Annotated in this window: 16 protein-coding genes and 1 riboswitch; of the genes, 2 read left to right on the forward strand and 14 right to left on the reverse strand. The window is 34.4% G+C overall.

Annotated features, from left to right (window positions below):
- Positions 1-141: 141 nt before the first annotated feature.
- The 6 genes from LMD38_RS17055 to LMD38_RS17075 form a co-directional block, all read right to left on the reverse strand.
- Complete coding sequence (locus tag LMD38_RS17055; RefSeq protein ID WP_062822524.1) at positions 142-1,752, reverse strand: amidase family protein; 1,611 nt, start codon at positions 1,750-1,752, stop codon at positions 142-144.
- Between the two features lie 111 nt (positions 1,753-1,863).
- The gene (locus tag LMD38_RS28645) at positions 1,864-1,995 is read right to left on the reverse strand and encodes a hypothetical protein (RefSeq protein WP_000997344.1); all 132 of its coding nucleotides are present in this window, start codon (positions 1,993-1,995) and stop codon (positions 1,864-1,866) included.
- A gap of 126 nt (positions 1,996-2,121) precedes the next feature.
- Complete coding sequence (locus LMD38_RS17060; RefSeq protein ID WP_001277021.1) at positions 2,122-2,724, reverse strand: nitroreductase family protein; 603 nt, start codon at positions 2,722-2,724, stop codon at positions 2,122-2,124.
- Between the two features lie 57 nt (positions 2,725-2,781).
- Positions 2,782-3,432, reverse strand: coding sequence for a DsbA family oxidoreductase (locus LMD38_RS17065; RefSeq protein WP_000216684.1), 651 nt, complete (start codon positions 3,430-3,432; stop codon positions 2,782-2,784).
- A gap of 69 nt (positions 3,433-3,501) precedes the next feature.
- Positions 3,502-3,933 carry an Rrf2 family transcriptional regulator gene (locus LMD38_RS17070; RefSeq protein ID WP_061182697.1) on the reverse strand — a complete coding sequence of 144 codons (432 nt, stop codon included), beginning with the start codon at positions 3,931-3,933 and terminating at the stop codon, positions 3,502-3,504.
- 120 nt (positions 3,934-4,053) lie between these two features.
- Positions 4,054-4,923 carry a LysR family transcriptional regulator gene (locus LMD38_RS17075; protein ID WP_062822525.1) on the reverse strand — a complete coding sequence of 290 codons (870 nt, stop codon included), beginning with the start codon at positions 4,921-4,923 and terminating at the stop codon, positions 4,054-4,056.
- Between the two features lie 97 nt (positions 4,924-5,020).
- Here LMD38_RS17075 and LMD38_RS17080 point away from each other — a divergent pair, with 97 nt between their 5' ends.
- Entirely contained in the window at positions 5,021-5,926 is a 906-nt protein-coding gene (locus LMD38_RS17080) for a DMT family transporter (protein WP_000192788.1), read from the forward strand.
- Positions 5,927-5,968: 42 nt separating this feature from the next.
- On the opposite strand, the gene LMD38_RS17085 is transcribed toward LMD38_RS17080, so the two are convergent.
- The 5 genes from LMD38_RS17085 to LMD38_RS17105 form a co-directional block, all read right to left on the reverse strand.
- A complete protein-coding gene (locus LMD38_RS17085) occupies positions 5,969-6,589 on the reverse strand; it encodes a YcnI family copper-binding membrane protein (RefSeq protein WP_061182695.1) in 621 nt (206 codons plus the stop codon).
- 34 nt (positions 6,590-6,623) lie between these two features.
- A complete protein-coding gene (locus tag LMD38_RS17090) occupies positions 6,624-8,273 on the reverse strand; it encodes a copper resistance CopC/CopD family protein (protein WP_227585641.1) in 1,650 nt (549 codons plus the stop codon).
- A 332-nt stretch (positions 8,274-8,605) separates the two neighbouring features.
- Entirely contained in the window at positions 8,606-9,025 is a 420-nt protein-coding gene (locus tag LMD38_RS17095) for a VOC family protein (RefSeq protein ID WP_061182693.1), read from the reverse strand.
- An 83-nt stretch (positions 9,026-9,108) separates the two neighbouring features.
- Entirely contained in the window at positions 9,109-10,467 is a 1,359-nt protein-coding gene (brnQ, locus tag LMD38_RS17100; protein ID WP_016717198.1) for a branched-chain amino acid transport system II carrier protein, read from the reverse strand.
- 238 nt (positions 10,468-10,705) lie between these two features.
- Positions 10,706-11,398: an FMN-dependent NADH-azoreductase gene (locus tag LMD38_RS17105; RefSeq protein WP_062822527.1), complete on the reverse strand. Its 693-nt coding sequence runs from the start codon at positions 11,396-11,398 to the stop codon at positions 10,706-10,708.
- Between the two features lie 443 nt (positions 11,399-11,841).
- Between LMD38_RS17105 and LMD38_RS17110 the strand changes: the two genes are divergently transcribed.
- Positions 11,842-12,807: an arsenic resistance protein gene (locus LMD38_RS17110; protein ID WP_061183903.1), complete on the forward strand. Its 966-nt coding sequence runs from the start codon at positions 11,842-11,844 to the stop codon at positions 12,805-12,807.
- Positions 12,808-12,862: 55 nt separating this feature from the next.
- Here LMD38_RS17110 and LMD38_RS17115 read toward each other — a convergent pair whose 3' ends face one another.
- From LMD38_RS17115 to topB, 3 genes are all read right to left on the reverse strand, one after another.
- Positions 12,863-14,080: an MFS transporter gene (locus LMD38_RS17115; protein ID WP_228919819.1), complete on the reverse strand. Its 1,218-nt coding sequence runs from the start codon at positions 14,078-14,080 to the stop codon at positions 12,863-12,865.
- A gap of 109 nt (positions 14,081-14,189) precedes the next feature.
- Positions 14,190-14,295, reverse strand: a riboswitch (SAM riboswitch).
- Between the two features lie 133 nt (positions 14,296-14,428).
- A complete protein-coding gene (locus tag LMD38_RS17120; protein ID WP_062822529.1) occupies positions 14,429-15,676 on the reverse strand; it encodes a DUF4153 domain-containing protein in 1,248 nt (415 codons plus the stop codon).
- A 269-nt stretch (positions 15,677-15,945) separates the two neighbouring features.
- Positions 15,946-18,090 (reverse strand): DNA topoisomerase III, encoded by a 2,145-nt coding sequence (topB, locus tag LMD38_RS17125; protein ID WP_062822530.1) that lies wholly within the window; start codon positions 18,088-18,090, stop codon positions 15,946-15,948.
- Between the last annotated feature and the right edge of the window lie 208 nt (positions 18,091-18,298).

The following is an 18,298-nucleotide window of genomic DNA, read 5'->3' on the forward strand; positions in this document are numbered from 1 at the left end:
ATATATTACATTTTATGAACTTCTATAGACAATCTTTCTTACTAATTAGGAAGAATCCTTTTTTTCTTTTTATATTGTTAGATTCTATTTATATTAGCCCACCTACTTACTTCAGTTGAGCTCTTTTTTTCGTTTAACCTTTTACAATTTAGGTGATTTTCTATTTCTAGACTGCTGCTCATACGCATATCCAATATTGAACAGTTCCTTCTCACCGAATTGCTTCCCGACAAACACTGCACCTACTGGCTCTCCATTGTTATCATATCCTGCTGGCACCGCTAATTCTGGATAGCCAGCTATAGCTGATAGAAGAACTTCCTCGTTATTAATCATAACTAGAGCATCCAAACCTTTTTCTACTAAATATCTATCTAGCTCTTTTCTTGCATTTTCTTGACTCGTTTGCACTACTTTTTCAAACTCATCTTTCGTTATAGCAGATTTTTCAGACGCCTCAATTAATGTTTGTCCATATTTTATTCGTCTATTGCTATCCTTTTTATTAAACGCTATAATCTCTTCTAACGATTTTACCGGTACATTTTTTTGCTTTGAAAGAAAATCGTTAACATTATGTTTGAATTCATATTCTAATGTTTGTAGATTATCTACACCCTCAGCGTTTAACTGAATATCATCAGTCAATATTGCACCTGCATCTTGAAGGTCTTTTCTTATCTTTTGTGCTACTTCTTTTCTATTGTCATCTTGTCGATCTATTGAAAATAGTACTCCTACTTTTTTCCCTTTCAAACCGTCTATTGATAAGTCTTTCGTATAATCCATTCTTTCTTTATCTTTCATTTTTTCTGTCATTGCATCTTTTTCATCATAACTTACCATTATGTTAAATAACGTTGCAGCATCCTTTACCGTTCTTGCCATCGGTCCTGCTGTATCAAGTGTTTCAGCTAATGGAATAATGCCTGATCTACTCACCATACCTAGTGATGGACGTAACCCAACTACTGATTGTTGCGCTGCAGGTGCTACAATCGATCCTGTCGTTTCTGTTCCGACTGCAAGCGGTGCAAAATTTGCTGCAACTACTGTAGCAGATCCAGAGCTTGATCCTGATGTATCAAACGTAATCGGACCATACGGATTCAAATTTTGTCCTTTTTTCCCGCTATATCCGCTAGGCATTGTAAAGGATAAATAATTTGCCCACTCAGACATATTCGCTTTTCCTAAAACAAAAGCACCTTCTTCTTTCAACTTTTTCACAATCGTCGCATCCTCATCTGCAATCCAATCTTTTAACACATACGTTCCTGCACTAGTCGGCATCACTTTTTCCGTCTGTACATTATCTTTTACAATGACAGGAATACCATATAAATTCGATTTTTTATTTCTACCTCGCTCTTGATCTAACTTTCTTGCTTCCTCCATCGCATTAGGGTTTATCTCTGTAACAGCATTTAATGTTATTCCATTTTGATCATGTTCTTGTATTCTAAAAAGATAAATACTCGTTAATTCTTCATATGACAACTTTCCATCATCAATCATTTTTTGAAGCTCATCTATAGTCGCATTTACGACTTCTTTTTCTTTTATCTTTACATTTTCTATGTTAATTCCTTTTAACTGGTTATGTATCGGTTTTAACACTCTATCTTTATCATATACGATACGCTCAGGTTCCTTTGGAAAATAATTTTTATATACGTAATATCCGCCAGCACACGCTAATAAAACAATGCCTCCAGCGATAGACAGCGTTACCTTTACCCATTTCTTCATGTTGCTTCCTCCACTCTATAAGGTGCTTCTTTATACGAAAAAGAGAGTTACCTTTTACTTAACTCTCTCCAATCAAAATGCTAAATGAAAAAATGAAAGATTTCAATCTAATTACTTCTTTTTTTGCATTTGCTTTGCTAACATTTCTTTCACTTGATTATACGTTAACCCTGAATTTTTATTTAAACGCTTTACTTCCTCAACATCAGTACCTACCACTGTATATTTTTTCTCATCATTCATTTTCCTAATTCCCTTCTCAACGGATTATTTCTTATATTTCTTCCCTAAATGCGCATAAATTAACACCACTACAAAAAAGGAAGCTGTTTTTAAGCACAGCTTCCTTCTCGTTACATATTGTATTTCTTAATAAAATTTCACTACATCTTCAGTAGGCAAGAACGTTCTTTCTGCTGGTTGTTCGTTTGGTTCACCAAATGGCATTTGACCTACTAAGCTCCACTCAGCTGGAATGTTCCAAGTTTCTTTCACTTCAGCATCTACGATTGGGTTGTAATGTTGTAATGACGCCCCAATTCCTTCAGCAGATAATAACATCCACACAGTATGTTGTAACATTGCATTTCCTTGATGAGACCAGAATGGGAACTGATCTTTATATAATGGTGCGTTTTCTTGCATTTTTTCTACAGTTGCTTGATCTTCAAAGAATAGTACAGTCCCTACACCTGCATGAAAACCTTTTAGTCTTTCTACAGTCGCTTCAAAGTTTTCTGCTGGTACGCGGGCTCTTAATGTTTCTTTTACAATATCCCAAAACTTTTCATGCTCTCCATCCATTAATACAACCATACGACCACTTTGCATATTGAAAGATGTTGGTGCGTGTAAAGCTGTTTTTAACACTTCTTCAATTCTTTCTTTCGTAATTGCATCGTTTTTTGTTACTTTACGAATCGAACGGCGGTTCACGATTGCTTCTTTTAAGTTTGTTGTAGTTGCTGACATTTTAATTCCTCCAAATGTTTGTTTTATGATCTATTTTGTTATTTCATAACAAGCGAATTAGCAATATCCATCGGTATTACATTGCATACCTTCAAATGAATTTGTTTTATCCTTTTCAATTTCTTTATCAATAACCCTTTCTAGTGTTTCTTTACTAGCAAGCCCTTGAATGACTTCATCTCCAATCATGACAGTTGGAACAGCCATAATATTCGCTTCCTCATATGCGTGCTGAATTGCTTCTTGATGCTTTTCTTTATATTTACGAGTTACTAAAGCATCTTTAAATTCGGCTTCAGGAAGACCTACTTCTACCGCTAATTTTGTTAACACATCAATATCTTCAATGTTTTGCTCTTCTTGGAAAAATGCTGTGAATACGCGGTGATGATACTCATTACCTAGTCCACGTTCTTTCGCAAATTGACATCCTTCAAAAGCTAAATGTGTATATGGATGTGGTGAAACACGTGGCAAGCGCATTTCAATTCCTAACTTCTTCGCTGTCGGAAGAATGAAAGCATCCCATGAACCTAATTTTTCTGGTTCATTCCATGGATCTATTTTTGAATATGGACTTGGACGCAGCTCAAATGGCATCCATTCAATCTCTACATCTTTCTCTTTCGCTACCTCATCTAATGGACCTTTTGCTAAAAAACAAAACGGACATATAAAATCTGAGTATACTTTCATTTTTACAGTCATAACTTTTACACCTTCCCTTTGGTTGTAATCACATTAGTTACATTGATGATAAAAAAATATAAATATGATTTAAGCATGCATTTTTTCTTGCAACGATTCAAACAATTGACCCATCGTAATATTTCTCAAAACTTCTTCCAGCGCGGATTGCGCTTGAATCAAAATGACTTCTAATACAGCTTGAATATTTGCTCCAATTGGACAATCTGGATTCGGTTTCTCGTGAATATGAAATAGCTTATCTTCTTCAACTACGTTCACTGCATGATACACATCTAACAATGTGATTTCATGTAAATCCTTTAGTAATCCCGCGCCACCCGGTCCACGATTGACGTAAACAAAGCCAGCTTGTTTCAAATACGACATCATTTTACGAATAACTACTGGATTTGTATTGACACTCTCAGCCATATAGTCTGAAGTACAAAGTGAAGATGGATTGTTTTTCAAAATAGATAAAATATGAACAGCTATGGAAAAGCGGCTACTAATTTTCATCGTGATCACCACCTTGATGTAATCATTATAGTTACAACTAAAAGATAAGTCAATCCTTTTCATAGATTTTTTATAAGCAAATTAAAAAGTGTCCCATTACGATATATGAGACACCTCTTTTTATTCTGCAAATAGCCCTTGAAATTCTTCAATAAATAGCTGCACAGCGATTGAAGAATCCTTTAATGAAGGAACAGCTAAAGCAATTTCTCTCCATACTTGTGGTTCTAATTCTCTCGTTTGCACATTTTTTGGTAAATTCGTTAAAGATAATTCAGCTAATATTGCAATACCTAGCCCTTCTTGAATCATATTTAAAGCGGTAGTAACGGTAGAAATTACATACTCAGCCCGAAGTGGTACGTTGGCTTGTTTAAACATATCAATGATGGGTGGTTCGTATCCGCCCTTACATAATATAATCGGTTCATTCTCCAAATCACGAATTGTAATAGCTTCCTTCTTACAAAGAGGATGATCCTCTCTTAAAATAACAACCATTTTCCCCTTCGTTAATGGAACAATCTCCATCTCTTTATTAGGCAAAATAACAATTCCTATATCAACAACCCTCGATACTAACCAATCTTCAACTTCCTTAATCGTTCCTTCACAAAGAACGACTTCTAAGTTCGGATACTTCTCCTTAAAATGGTTTATCATTTTTGGTAAGAAATGTGCAGAAGCACTCGGAAAGCTCCCAATTCGAATCGTCCCAACTTCGTGCCCTTTCTCCATTGCAACTTCTTGTTCAATCTTCTCTACACTGCTCAAAACCTCTCTAATATGTACAAGAATTCTGTTTCCTACATCCGTAACGAGTAACCCTTTTCGTTTATCCCGTATAAGAATCGTAACTCCTAACTCTGATTCTATACTTGAAATCGCATGACTTACAGCTGGTTGCGTCATATTTAACACCCGAGCAGCCTTCGTAAAACTACCTAACTCAACAGTTTTTATTAATACTTGTAGTTGTGTAATAGTCATAACTAATCACTTATACTCCTCATAAAAAAGATTCATTTTATTTATTACAGTCGATATCATATCATAGTGAAATGAATAACAACAAGGAGGTCTTACAGTGACACAGCTTTCTCGAACTAAGACGGCCATAATCCTTACCTTTCTCGTTTTCATGTGGGGAATCAATTGGCCTTTATCTAAGTTTGCCTTGCATTATACACCACCCGTTTTATTTGCAGGCATTCGAACTTTAATTGGAGGATTCATTTTACTCCTGTTCGCATTACCGAAATACAAAGAGTTACACTTAAAAGAAACTTGGCATTTATACGTTATTTCTTCTTTACTTAACATCATTATATTTTACGGGTTACAAACTGTAGGTCTTCAATATATGCCTGCTGGTCTATTTTCCGCTATCGTATTTTTACAACCTGTTTTACTTGGTATTTTCTCGTGGATTTGGCTTGAAGAATCAATGTACGGTTTGAAAATTTTCGGGCTTGTACTTGGATTTATTGGTGTAGGAGTGATTAGCTCTAGTAGTTTAACTGGACATATTTCTGTCATTGGAATTCTTCTTGCATTAGGATGTGCGATTGGCTGGGCACTTGGAACAGTATTTATTAAAAAAACTGGTCACCGTGTGAACGCCATTTGGATGGTAACAATTCAGCTGCTTATCGGCGGTCTTTGTTTAGTCGGATTTGGCTCAGAATTTGAAAGTTGGTCTAGTATTGCTTGGAGTATGCCATTTGTTAGTGTACTACTCTTTATTTCATTCTTTGTTATTGCAATGGGGTGGCTTGCTTACTTTACACTCGTTGGAGCTGGTGAAGCAAGTAAAGTTGGGGCTTATACATTTCTTATTCCACTAATCGCTATTATTGTAAGTTCAATTTTCTTACATGAGGCCATTACGATTAGCTTATTCATCGGACTATTATTTATTGTAGTGAGTATTTGCTTCGTAAATATAAAGCCGAAAACGCTTGCTGTAAGGCAGCAGGTTGAAGTGAAATAAATATGAAAAAGAGCCTACTGTTTGTAGGCTCTTTCTTATATCTTACTTTTTACGACGTACTACAAAAACACACGCACCTACCGACGATACAATCGCTAAAATAGATAAGACTATCGCTATTACTTGTATTTTACTAGTACCTTCATTCTTTTCTACATTAGATACTTCACCATGTTCTCCTGTTAGTGACGTACCTTTTGCAATTGTAGTAAGTGAATGTGGTTTTTCAGCTTTTTCATCGCCTGTCCATTCAACAATTTCTCCATCTTTATATTGTTGATATGCATCCCAAGCTATTTTTTGTTCTTTATCCGGATTTTTAGCGACGAAAGTAAACCGCTGAAACTGACCGGGTAAAATCCCTTCTCCTGTTGCTTCCCATACTACAGTTTTAACTTTTCCATCATTATCTTTTTGTTCTTCCACTTTCCATCCTGGCACTGGTTCATACTGTTGGAATTCCACACCAGGCGGTATTTTCAGTGTAACTTTTGTTGTTGCTACATTCTTTTCAACTGGTACTTTTATCGTGTAAGTCTCCCAAGAACCAATGTCAGAAGTTGCTGGCTTTACAGTAACGTGCGCACTAACAGGTAACGAAAAAATTCCCATTGCAATTACTGTTGCGATCATTGTTGTTCCTAATTTTTTTATGCGTTTCATTTTCTATTAGCTCCTTTTCATCTATAACGTCTCTTTATCTGCCACCTACAATAAATTTATAATCCGTATCAAAGCTATCAAGAGACTTTGTTAATCCATGTACTTGTATATTCCAGTTGCCTGTCATGTTAATATACATACCTTCTGCTTCATATTCTCCCGGTGAAACTCCCGAAACTTTAAATGATCCTTTTCCCATATTCATATCTAACGATTGCGTAGTTAATATAATTTGTTCCATATCAGTAACAGGTTGTCCATTCTCATCCTTTAAAGTAATATGGAATATATTTTGTCCTACTCTATTAGGACTTACATGTAACGTAAGTTCATATCCATTATCTAATTGTTTACTCTCTGTAAAAGGTCCAGTAGGAGGCATCGGTGGTGTTTGTACGTTTGTCATAAAAGCTACGATTACGAAAATGATAATTCCAATGATAAACTCTACTTTCACCGTAGCACCTAATCCTTGCTCCGCTCTCATTCTCCCTTTCACATAATGAATAATTCCCAATATCCCCATGAAAATGAATAAAAGTATCTTTGCTAATAAAGCTAATCCATACTTCGTATCAAATAACGAGTGGATTGTTGGAATAAAGAATGTACTGTTAAAAAGACCTGTTATTAAAATCACAATGACCGCACCTGTTGCCCACGGTGAAAAACGCTTAATCATATCCCAATACATACTCCACTTGTCATCCTCTTTACGTAAAAGAAGAATAATGGACGATAGACCACCAATCCATAATGAAGCTGCTAATAAATGTAAAAAATCCATAACGACAGCAATGTCTTTAAACTTTAAACCATATGCATGACTATTAAATGCTTTCATAACAAGTAGCCCAATAAACAATACTATTGGAACGCTCCATACTTGAAACGACGACAGCTTCTCACGCCTCATCGCAAAATACGTAACGATTATAAGCGAACTAATAAGAGTCATTTGAGTAATCCATATATAACCAAAGACAGAAAGCTGTAATGTTTCTTTTAATAGTAAAGGATTGAATGCTTCTAGCCATGAAACATCCGCATTTATTTTCGCTTGTAGTGGTAGATTGAATAACAAACTAATCAATATCCCAAATAAGGAGATCCATATTATGTTCTTACTCCTTGATCGTACCGAGGTTGCATTACCCTTATACATAATAAGATTAAAGAAGAGCACTCCTATAAATAGTGAGAAACTTGTATATAAAATTCCACGTTCCATAATCATATCAATTTGCGGGACATACCCCATCTCTTCTACCTTTACATCGTCTACTCCCGCTTCTGCTAATCCAATACGGAATGGAATAACTCCTTGAATTGGATGGCCATCAGCTGAAATCACTTTCCACTGAATAGAGTAGAGACCGTTTTTGAGATTCTCTTTTAATCCAGCTTCTAATAGCTTTTTATTTTTTTTATCAATATTAGCATCTTTTAAATCGACCCTTTTACCTGATGTATCTCTCACATACAATGTATTAAAACTTGAGACTTGTATGTCCTCATCGAATTCAATTTGCACAACAGCTGGTGCTTTCTTCAACGTTTCATTTTCAGCAGGGTTTGATTTCACAATGTACGCATGAGCAGATGCACTTTTTGGTATCAATATAATAAGCACACATGCAATGAATAGCCATGCCCCTAACCTTTTCATTACTTTCACAATCATTTCACTTCTTTCTTCCTCATCGCTATACTTTCATTCCTTAAAATTCTCAGGTTTTATTCTTCGGCGAAATATTAACCTTATTAAATATAATCTTCTATACGGTATAACTCTTTGTTTGTCTCTCACCGCTAAACTTCTAATACAATAGTAACTACCTTCATAGATACAGCTTATATTTTTAAAGTAGATTGTTATTATATCATAAAATATATTTATGTAAGTTCCTGAGGAAGAAAAGTAATCGTGAATCATTTGTGAAGAAAGTGTGAAATACATAAATAAAAAAGGCATTACGTTATTACGTAATGCCCTTCTTCCATCATAAAATTTCTCTACTTCTCTTCCGGATAATCACAATACTCAATGATTGTTCCCTCTGTATCCGCTGGGTTAAGATATATTAGTCTTCTACCGTGCTTATTAATTCGAAGTGTATGCTCTAACGTTCGAATACCTTGTTCTTTTAGCTCTTCTAGGGCCACATTTAAATCATCGACACGATATGCCACGTGATGAACACCTTTACCTTTTTGTTTAATAAAGCGCGCTATTGGAGATGTCGTATTATTCGTAGGCGCAAGTAATTCAATTCTATCTCCATCCACTTCAAGAATGGCTACTTCGCTTTCAACACCAGGCGCTTCACTTACGTAACGATCTATTAAAGTTCCTGACAACACCTTTTCATAAAAACGTATCGTACTATCTATATCTCGAACTGCGATGCCGATATGATCAATTGTTTTTTTCATTTTATTTCCCCTACTACTTTATTTTTTCTCATTATTAATAGTAACAAAAAAAGTTATAGAAACAAGTTCTATAACTTTTTTATTTAACCTATTTTCTTATTCGTACTAGCTACTGGTTGAACTTTATTTTTCACTTTTAAAACACTAATGCCATATCCGATAAATCCACCGATAATCGCTGGGAAGATCCAACCTAATCCTACTTCATGCATTGGAAGTAAATTAGTAAGAAGATCGTTCACTACTACTAATTTCATACCAGCTGCATTTAATCCATCAAACATACTTACAATAAATGTTATTAACAAGCTACCTTGATACACTTCTGCTCGCCCTTTAAATAATGGGTGAAGAAGTGTTAGGAAAATTAATACGATTGCTAGTGGATAAATTGCGATTAATACAGGAACAGAAATTGCAATTAATTGCGTTAAACCTACATTCGCAACAACTGCACTGAACACTGATAAGATGATTGCTATCTTTTTATACGAAACATTCGGGAATAGCTTATGGAAGAATGAAGAACATGCTGAAACAAGTCCTACACTAGTAGTTAAACATGCTGCTGTAACCATAATACCTAATATAATTCCACCGTATGACCCGAAATAATAGTTTGAAACTTTTGCTAATACTGCACCACCATTATCTAAATGACCAAGTTTTGCAACACTTGAAGCTCCCATAAATGAAAGTGCTGAATAAATCATTGCTAAAATAGATGCAGCAATCAATGTTGCTTTTGCACAAACAATCATAATGTCTTTTTTTGTTTTTGCGCCCTTTTCTTTAATCGCATTGATGATGATAATACCGAATACGAATGATGCTAACGTATCCATTGTTAGGTAACCTTCTTGGAACCCTTTAAAGAACGCATGTGATGTATATGCCTCTGCGGGTGCTTGCATTTCTCCCATTGGATGAATAAAAGCAAATACTACTAAAATCCCAATAAACGTTAATTTAATTGGCGTTAAGATTTTTCCTACAATATCGACAATTTTCGCGGGATTTAGCGAAAAAAAACAAGTAATGCTAAAAAATATAATTGTAAAAAGAATGAGTGCTGAAGAATCCATAGCTTCTGGTACAAAAGGCTTCATACCAATTTCATAAGAAACGCTGCCTGTTCTCGGAATAGCGAATAGTGGACCAATCGCTAAATATAAAACTGTCGTAAATACAATGCCGAACACTGGATGTACACGACTTGCTAACGATTGTAAATCTTCTTTACCTGAGATTCCAAATGCTAATACCCCTAGCAACGGTAAACCTACACCTGTTACTAAAAATCCAGCGTTAGCAATCCACACATTCTCTCCTGCCGATTGACCAAGCATTGCTGGGAATATTAAATTTCCTGCCCCAAAAAATAGTGCAAATAACATTAAACCAATAACAACTATGAACGAAAACGGTACTTTATTCGTCATAATATAACCTCCATTCAAAATAACCTATGTCATTTCCAATTTTAACTAATTGAATTTTCTGAATATTTAACTTAAGTATCAACTATTCTTGAACTCATTATAGTTTGATATATAATATTTTGCAATACTATTTTCAAACTTTTCATTTATTTTATAAATATACATTTTTTAACATAGAAATAGACTAAAAAACCAACATGGTCATCCATGTTGGTTTTTCCATTTTACTATCAATTAATTAAAATTTCGCCGCTACTTTCTTAACGTTCTCTAAACCTTCTTCAACAATTTGCTGTGAGCGATCTGGATATTGGTTGTGCCCTTCAATTACAACAGTCTCTGGATTTGTAATTCCCCAGAATCCAAGTACATTCGTTACATAATTAACGGCCATTTCCATAGGAGCCATTTGTTCTGAAGAGTAATCTGAGCCACGAGCACCTAACACAACAACTTTCTTATCACCAGCTAAACCTACTGGACCATTTGCTGTATATTTAAATGTTTTTCCAGCTTGAGATAAGTATGAAATATATGTGATTAATGGTGCTGGTACTGTGAAGTTCCATAGCGGGAACGCAAATACAACTTTATCAGCTTCTAAAAACTGATTTAAATATTGATCTACGGTTTCTACAGCCTTCTCTTCTTCTGCTGTTAACTCCATTCCTTGACTACGTTTATATCCACCTGAAATAGCAATATTTCCGTAATACGGAAGATCTAATGCAAATAAATCTAACTCCGTAATTTCTGCATTGGGGTTTGCTTCTTTATAAGCACTTACAAATGTTTCATACATTCTTGAACTAACTGCTTGCTCCGCTGGACGATCGTTTGCTTTTACAAATAATATTTTTGACATTGTTTTATTCTCCTCTACTTTTTGATTTTCTTCTTTTTTACCAAATAACGAGCTAAATAATCCCATTTTCTTCACCTAAACTTTCTTATCATATTCATTATTCATCATCACAAAAATTCTTATTCTAATAAAGTGAAACTTTAATCAGTGGGGTTCTTCATCCCCCACTGATTATCAGCCCTCACCAATCGGACTTTTATGGGCAGTTGATCCTCACCTAATTTCTTTGCTTTCGCTGAATTTTGAGATGGGGGTCTTACTGCCCATTAAAGTCGGATAAAAAGTTCCAATAGATACCTTAAGTAAAGATACAAAAAACTTTTTGTTATTTAATTACCTTATGTAAGTGATTGTAATATAGTAACTTACTTTAGTCAAGTAACTTTTAATAAAAAAATAAATCTCAAATTAAAAATATTTACTAAAATACAATTGAATACCAAATACGACTTTATTACTTGTATAATAAAATTAGAGAGGAAAATTCATATTTTAGAAAGGATTTATTCATGAGCACTATAGAAAAGATTCAAACTTTTATTATTCTTTTTGCTGTTACATGCGGCATCGTACTCGGACAATTTAATTTCATACATATGTATTCAGACAAATTTATTGTTCCCTTCTTATTTTTCATGCTATATGGATTATTCCTCAGCATCCCATTAAAAGAAATAAAAAACGGATTTCACAATTTAAAATTTGCGGGAACAAGTCTTACTATTAACTTTTTATGGACACCTTTACTCGCTTGGGGATTAGGTGCACTATTTCTTTCAGATCATCCCGCACTTTGGGTTGGATTTATTATGTTAATGGTTACTCCGTGTACAGACTGGTACTTAATCTTTACTGAAATAGCGAAAGGAAATGTAGCACTTTCTACTGCGATTTTACCTGTAAATTTAATTTTACAAGTACTACTCCTTCCCATTTATTTATTTTTATTCGCTGGTGTTATGAAGACTGTAGCGGTTTCTGTTTTAGTAGAAAGTATTGTTATCGTAATCGTCTTACCATTTTTACTTGCACACGCTACAAAATTCATTATGAATAAACTGAAAAAAGCTGAAACGCTCGAGAATAAACTCATTCCGTTTTTCAGCTCTGCCCAAATTGTATTTTTAAGTTTAGCAATCGTAGCAATGTTTGCATCACAAGGTAAATATTTACTACAAAATATGAATGTCGTTTTATTATTACTCATTCCTGTTCTATTGTTCTTCATCATTAATTTTGTACTAGGACAATTCATCGGGCGCGTTATGCGTTTATCTTATAAAGATACAGTAAGTCTAAACTTAACAACGTTAGCAAGAAACTCACCTGTTGCACTTGCTATTGCTGTAACAGCTTTTCCAAATGAGCCTCTTATTGCACTTGCACTCGTTATTGGACCGTTAATTGAGCTACCAGTACTTGCTTGTGTTTCACAGGTGTTGTTACTTATTAAGAAAAAACGACAATACGCATAATAAAAAACGTCCCGTAATAGGACGTTTTTTATTTTTGAAAAATTTCATACAACACTTATTTCTTATGTATCAATACAAATGAAATAACCGAAACTACAAACGTAATAATCCCAATAATAATAAATATAATAGACGCGGAAATTGACTCTAGGGAATATCCAGTTATTGCAATTCCTATCGGAGTTGATACTAGTAATAACGAATTTAAGAAACCGAAAAATCTTCCTTGCACTTCATTTGGAATTAACTTTCTATACAACACTCCAAAATATACATTACTTACTCCAAATGCAATTCCTGACAGGAAATAATAAACTGAAAATAATATCAGATTTAACGTCGTACCCATTGCCGCATTAAAAATTCCCATAATCGCAGTACATATAAAAGCAGTCGTAATCGTTTTATATGTACGAATCTTTTTCGTAATAAATGCTCCTATTAAAATCCCTATCGGTGATGCCGCAAAAACTATACTATACCATCGCGTAGAAAGATTCATTTCTCTAACAACTATTACTTGCAGTGAAAGTATACATGCTGCTCCAAGTAAATTAATGACCGCAGCGCTCATTAGTAATGTCTTCAACGATTTGTTACTATTAATAACAGAAAATCCCTCTTTAAAATCTTCATAAAAAGGCTTCTTCTTCTCTACTTTTAATTCACGTGGAATTTTGATTCTCATTAAAATTAAAAATGATACAACAAATGTAATTGCATCTAATAAAAATACTCCATGAAAATTAAAAATACTAATTAAAAAGCTAGCCATTAAAGGAATGGCGACCGATATGATTTGTATTGATATTTGCCTCAGCGTAATCGCCTGTTGAACATGCTTTTCTTCCACATATGTTACTAACGCTGCATTTGAAGCTGAAGTAAATAAAGCACTCCCAATTGAACGTATGATAAGTAAAATTAGTAACGGAATGTATAGCATTTTATTATAAAATGCTATAACTGCAATTAAAATCATAACGATACATCTCATAACATCCGCAATTATCATAAGCTTTCTTCTCGACATTCGATCTGCTAACGTTCCTGTTACAGGTGCAAATAAAATTGCCGCCGTTGCAATTGCAATATTTACCCCCGAAACGAGTGATGGCGAGTTTGTTAAATTCATTACCCATAACGGTAAAACAAGTGTAACCATAGAATTACCTATTAAAGAAATACAACTTGCTAAGAAAAAATAAGAAAAAACTTTATTACTCCATATACTAGAGCTATTCTCTTGTATATTACTAACTTCACTTTTCACTGTACTCTCCCCTCTACTCACATATTCTTCTTCTCCTTCTCTTCGTCACCATCCTTTAAAATACAAAAAACCTTCTTCAAAATAAGAAGAAGGTTTACTTATAACCATCTTCTTATCTTTTAGGACTTTTAGATCCTACAGGATTTAGCACCTTTATATAACATTAGGTTGCTGAGGCTTCGAAGGGCCAGTCCCTCCACCTCTCTTAATAAGAAGTTTTTATTCCATTATCTGAATTTTTTATATATTACATCAAAATGATTTCAATATATTTTTCGATGCAGTTAAAAGAGGATGACATCTATCATCCTCTTTTAACAAATTTGTCGTTACATTAACAGTTCCTTTCTAATTAAAAATTAAAGGAAACGTAAATATAACGAAAGCTGCCCAAAGTCCGTAAATTGGCAAATACTTCGTAACAGCATCTTGGATAGCTGTCGGTCCTGATTTGTTTTGCAAGAAACGCATATAGGAAAACATAATCCAAATGAGATTTGCCCAAATCAGTATGTTTACTCCTAAAACAGCAAGTCTATTAGGTGTAATACCGTAAGAAGAAAGTCTGAATACGATGGCTGACAATGCTACAGTGTCAATAATAAGTGCCAGAACAATTAAGGCGAAATTTATATAATCTGAAATGCTCTTTTTCTCGTCTGAATCACTCTCAACGATAGAAAATATAGTAACAGCCAATACACCAAGGAGTATTCCGTTAAAGGCCATTAGAAAATTACGATCCAAGAATGGATTTTTCCCGACCCAAATTACCGTTATAAGATAAATAAACAATGTGATCAAGACAAGCGGACTAAAAATTTTAGATATGTATGGCGTAATATTTTTAGCAAGTTTAAGATTCAATGATACTAAGTATGCAGCCACTACAGCGAGAGCGGCAGCTCCAAATAAAACAACATTACTAAAATAGAACTCTCCTATATCCAAGTCAACAAAGCTAAATAATCGCATGGTGAATATTGCTAGTATCATTCCACTCACTGCCATGCTCGCATAGAGAAGGCAATATTCTAAATTAAATTTAATATACGCTAATCTTGTACTGCCTTTTGAATATTCATTTCCCGTAAACGCAAGTCCCAATAAGACCCATAGCAATATAGGAAGATGTAAATACGCAAGGATACTGCTGTCTTTATAATTTAATGGCAACATATTGAGATACAACCCGGCAATTAGGAACAACGCTGCAAGGGAATAAATAATACTTTTTTTCGGAGTATTATTGTAAACAAAATAAGCAGCGATAAAGGGAATTACACCAAAAGCCAAGTTAATTGGAGCAATTGCTTCCTGCTCAACAAAGTGGAAAATGATTTTCGTGCTTAGCCCTGCTAAAATAGCTAGCATGCCCATGAATAAGAAACCTTTTTGAAACAGCGATACTTTTTCTTTATTTGCCGTCTCCTTGAAATGTAATCTTTCATACCAAGCAGCTAGAACCTGAGAATCAGGTTTTTCATCCCATGCTTGTGAGAATGACTTTCTAAAAGCTTTCGGGTCTTTTCTATACATTCTCTCCAACTCATGAGGGTTATCCATATTTTCAATAATCAAATTGTGATCGTTCATAGTTTTACCTCCTCTAATAAAAAACAGTGTTGTTACCTTTCTATAAAAAGCACCTCACTGATTTATCACGATATTGATTTTAATACAAAATTTATTGTTTTACAATAAATAATTATCAATTATAAAGATTTTTTTATTGTATATTTTATTTCAAATAAAAATAAATAGCACTCCTTATTCAAAAAAATATCCTATAGTATAGACTTTTTTAAGTGTCTATTCTATAGGATACATTTTAATTATCATATTTTTTTATTTGTTGAAACAACTTAATTCTCAAACACAAAATTAATCTTATTATCTTTCCACTCTAACTTCGCATCAAATGTTTTCTCGCCCTTTTTAAAGCCTTTAATTAAATCGGTCTTTTCACCTTTTAAGAGCTTTGTCATATTCTTTTGCGAAATTGTTTTACTTAATATCTTCTTCGAAATGGTAAAGTCACATTGCGTTGTGTTGTAGTTAGAACAGCCGTAAAACGTTGACTTATCAATCACGTCGCCATCACATTTTTTACAGCTACCAACCTTTTTACCTGTTGTAAATTTTGATCCTTTTCGCTCAATCGATTCAACATGTAATCCGGTGAAATCCCACTTCTCAGACATTTCAACCGCATCTTCAATAATTTTAGCTGATAACTTTTTCGTTTGTTCCATAAAAGTTGCTGGTGATGCTGTACCTTCGCCGATTTCCGCAAGGCGCTGCTCCCATTTCGCTGTCATTTCTGGTGAAGCCAGTATTTTATCACCGATTGCAGTAATTAATACTTTTCCTTTATCGGTTGCATACACTTGGTTTTTCTTCACATCTATATATTTACGGTCTTTCAGCATCGTAATAATTCCAGCGCGAGTCGCTTCCGTACCTAAACCTTCTGTTTTCTTTAATACTTTCTCCAGCTCTTCATTCTCTAAATACTTACCAGCTGTTTTCATTAACGTAATAAGTTGTCCTTCAGTATAACGCTTCGGTGGTTGTGTTTTTCCTTCTTTCACTTTCACCTTTACAACTTTTCCTTCTTCACCTTCAGCTACAATTGGAAGAATGGTTTCGTCATCTTTATCGTCTTGGAAAATAACTTTACGCCATCCTTCTTGAATTTGCTGTTTTCCTTTTGAAATGAATTCAGCACGTTCATCTACAAGCGTTACAATCGTTGTATAGTCAAAGATTGCAACTTCATAATGAGCGGCAATCAGTCTTCTTACGATCATATCGTAAATTTTCTTTTCATCACCTGATAATTTGCTTGGGTTTGTAACTTGCTCTGTCGGAATAATGGCGTAGTGATCTGTTACTTTCTTTTCATTCACATAACGCTTATTATTCATAATCGATTCAACCGGAGCTGGTAATAAACCTTTATATTCATCAAACTGACTTAACTTCTGTAAAATATCAGGGAATGTTGCCGCTTCACCTTGTGTAACATAGTTGGAATCTGAACGAGGATAAGAGACAATTCCTTTTTGATATAGTGCTTGCGTTATATCAAGCGTCTTTTTCGGTGAGAATTTAAATGCTTTATTTGCCGTTGCTTGTAGTGATGATAAGTTAAATAAAAGCGGAGGCTGAAATTCTTTACGCTCCGTTTTCATTTCCTTCACTACTGCTGGTTTACCTTGGCAAAATGCCGCAATTTTATTCGCCATATCAGGGTCTTGTAAGCGGGATTCACTATCCTTCTCCCATTTCCCCTCATACTTCTTTCCTTCTATATTAAAGGTTGCGAACACTTCCCAGAACGGCTCTGACTTAAAGTTTTCTATTTCCTTTTCACGCTTTACGATTAACGCGAGTGTCGGTGTTTGTACACGACCAGCTGAAAATACATCATTCATTCCTTTTTTCTTTAACAAAATACTAAACACACGTGATGCATTCATACCAACAACCCAATCCGCACATGACCTTGTATACGCCTCATAGTACGTATTGATTGTATCTGATTCGTCAAGCAAGTTTTTAAATCCTTGATAAATAGCTTGTTTCGTTAAAGATGAAATCCAAAGACGCTTCATCGGCTTTTGCACGTTACAAAGATTAATAATGTTTCGTACAATTAATTCCCCTTCACGCCCAGCATCGCCCGCGTGAATAATTTCTGTTACTTGAGGATTATGTAACAGCTGTTTCACAACATTAAATTGCTTATACTTTGACTTTGTTACTTCAAATTGAAAACGCTCTGGAATCATAGGTAACGTATCAAGTGACCATTTTTTCCACTCTGCGTGATAATGTTCTGGATTACATAACTGCGTCAAATGACCAATTGCCCATGTACAGTACGCTCCATTTGGAAATAACTCATTTGCTTCTACTTCTAAATAACCATCTTTCCGGCGATATTTAAACTGTGAAACAAGAGCCAAACCTTGATCTGGTTTCTCGGCAATAATTAATTTCATTTTATAACTCCCTATCTGTATTCCAGTGTTACTTTCGTTGTCTATCTGTTTAGAGGCGATGATAAAACAACAATCTTATTTATCATTCGCGGGTTACTCCCTGTAATGGGATAACTATAATATTATACGCTTATTCTTTATGGCTTCACAATAGAAACTCTTCATTTAACTCTTACATTCACATGCTCATAATTAAAAAGACGTCCCA

It is taken from the genome of Bacillus pacificus (assembly GCF_020861345.1).
Taxonomy (GTDB): Bacteria; Bacillota; Bacilli; order Bacillales; family Bacillaceae_G; genus Bacillus_A; species Bacillus_A pacificus.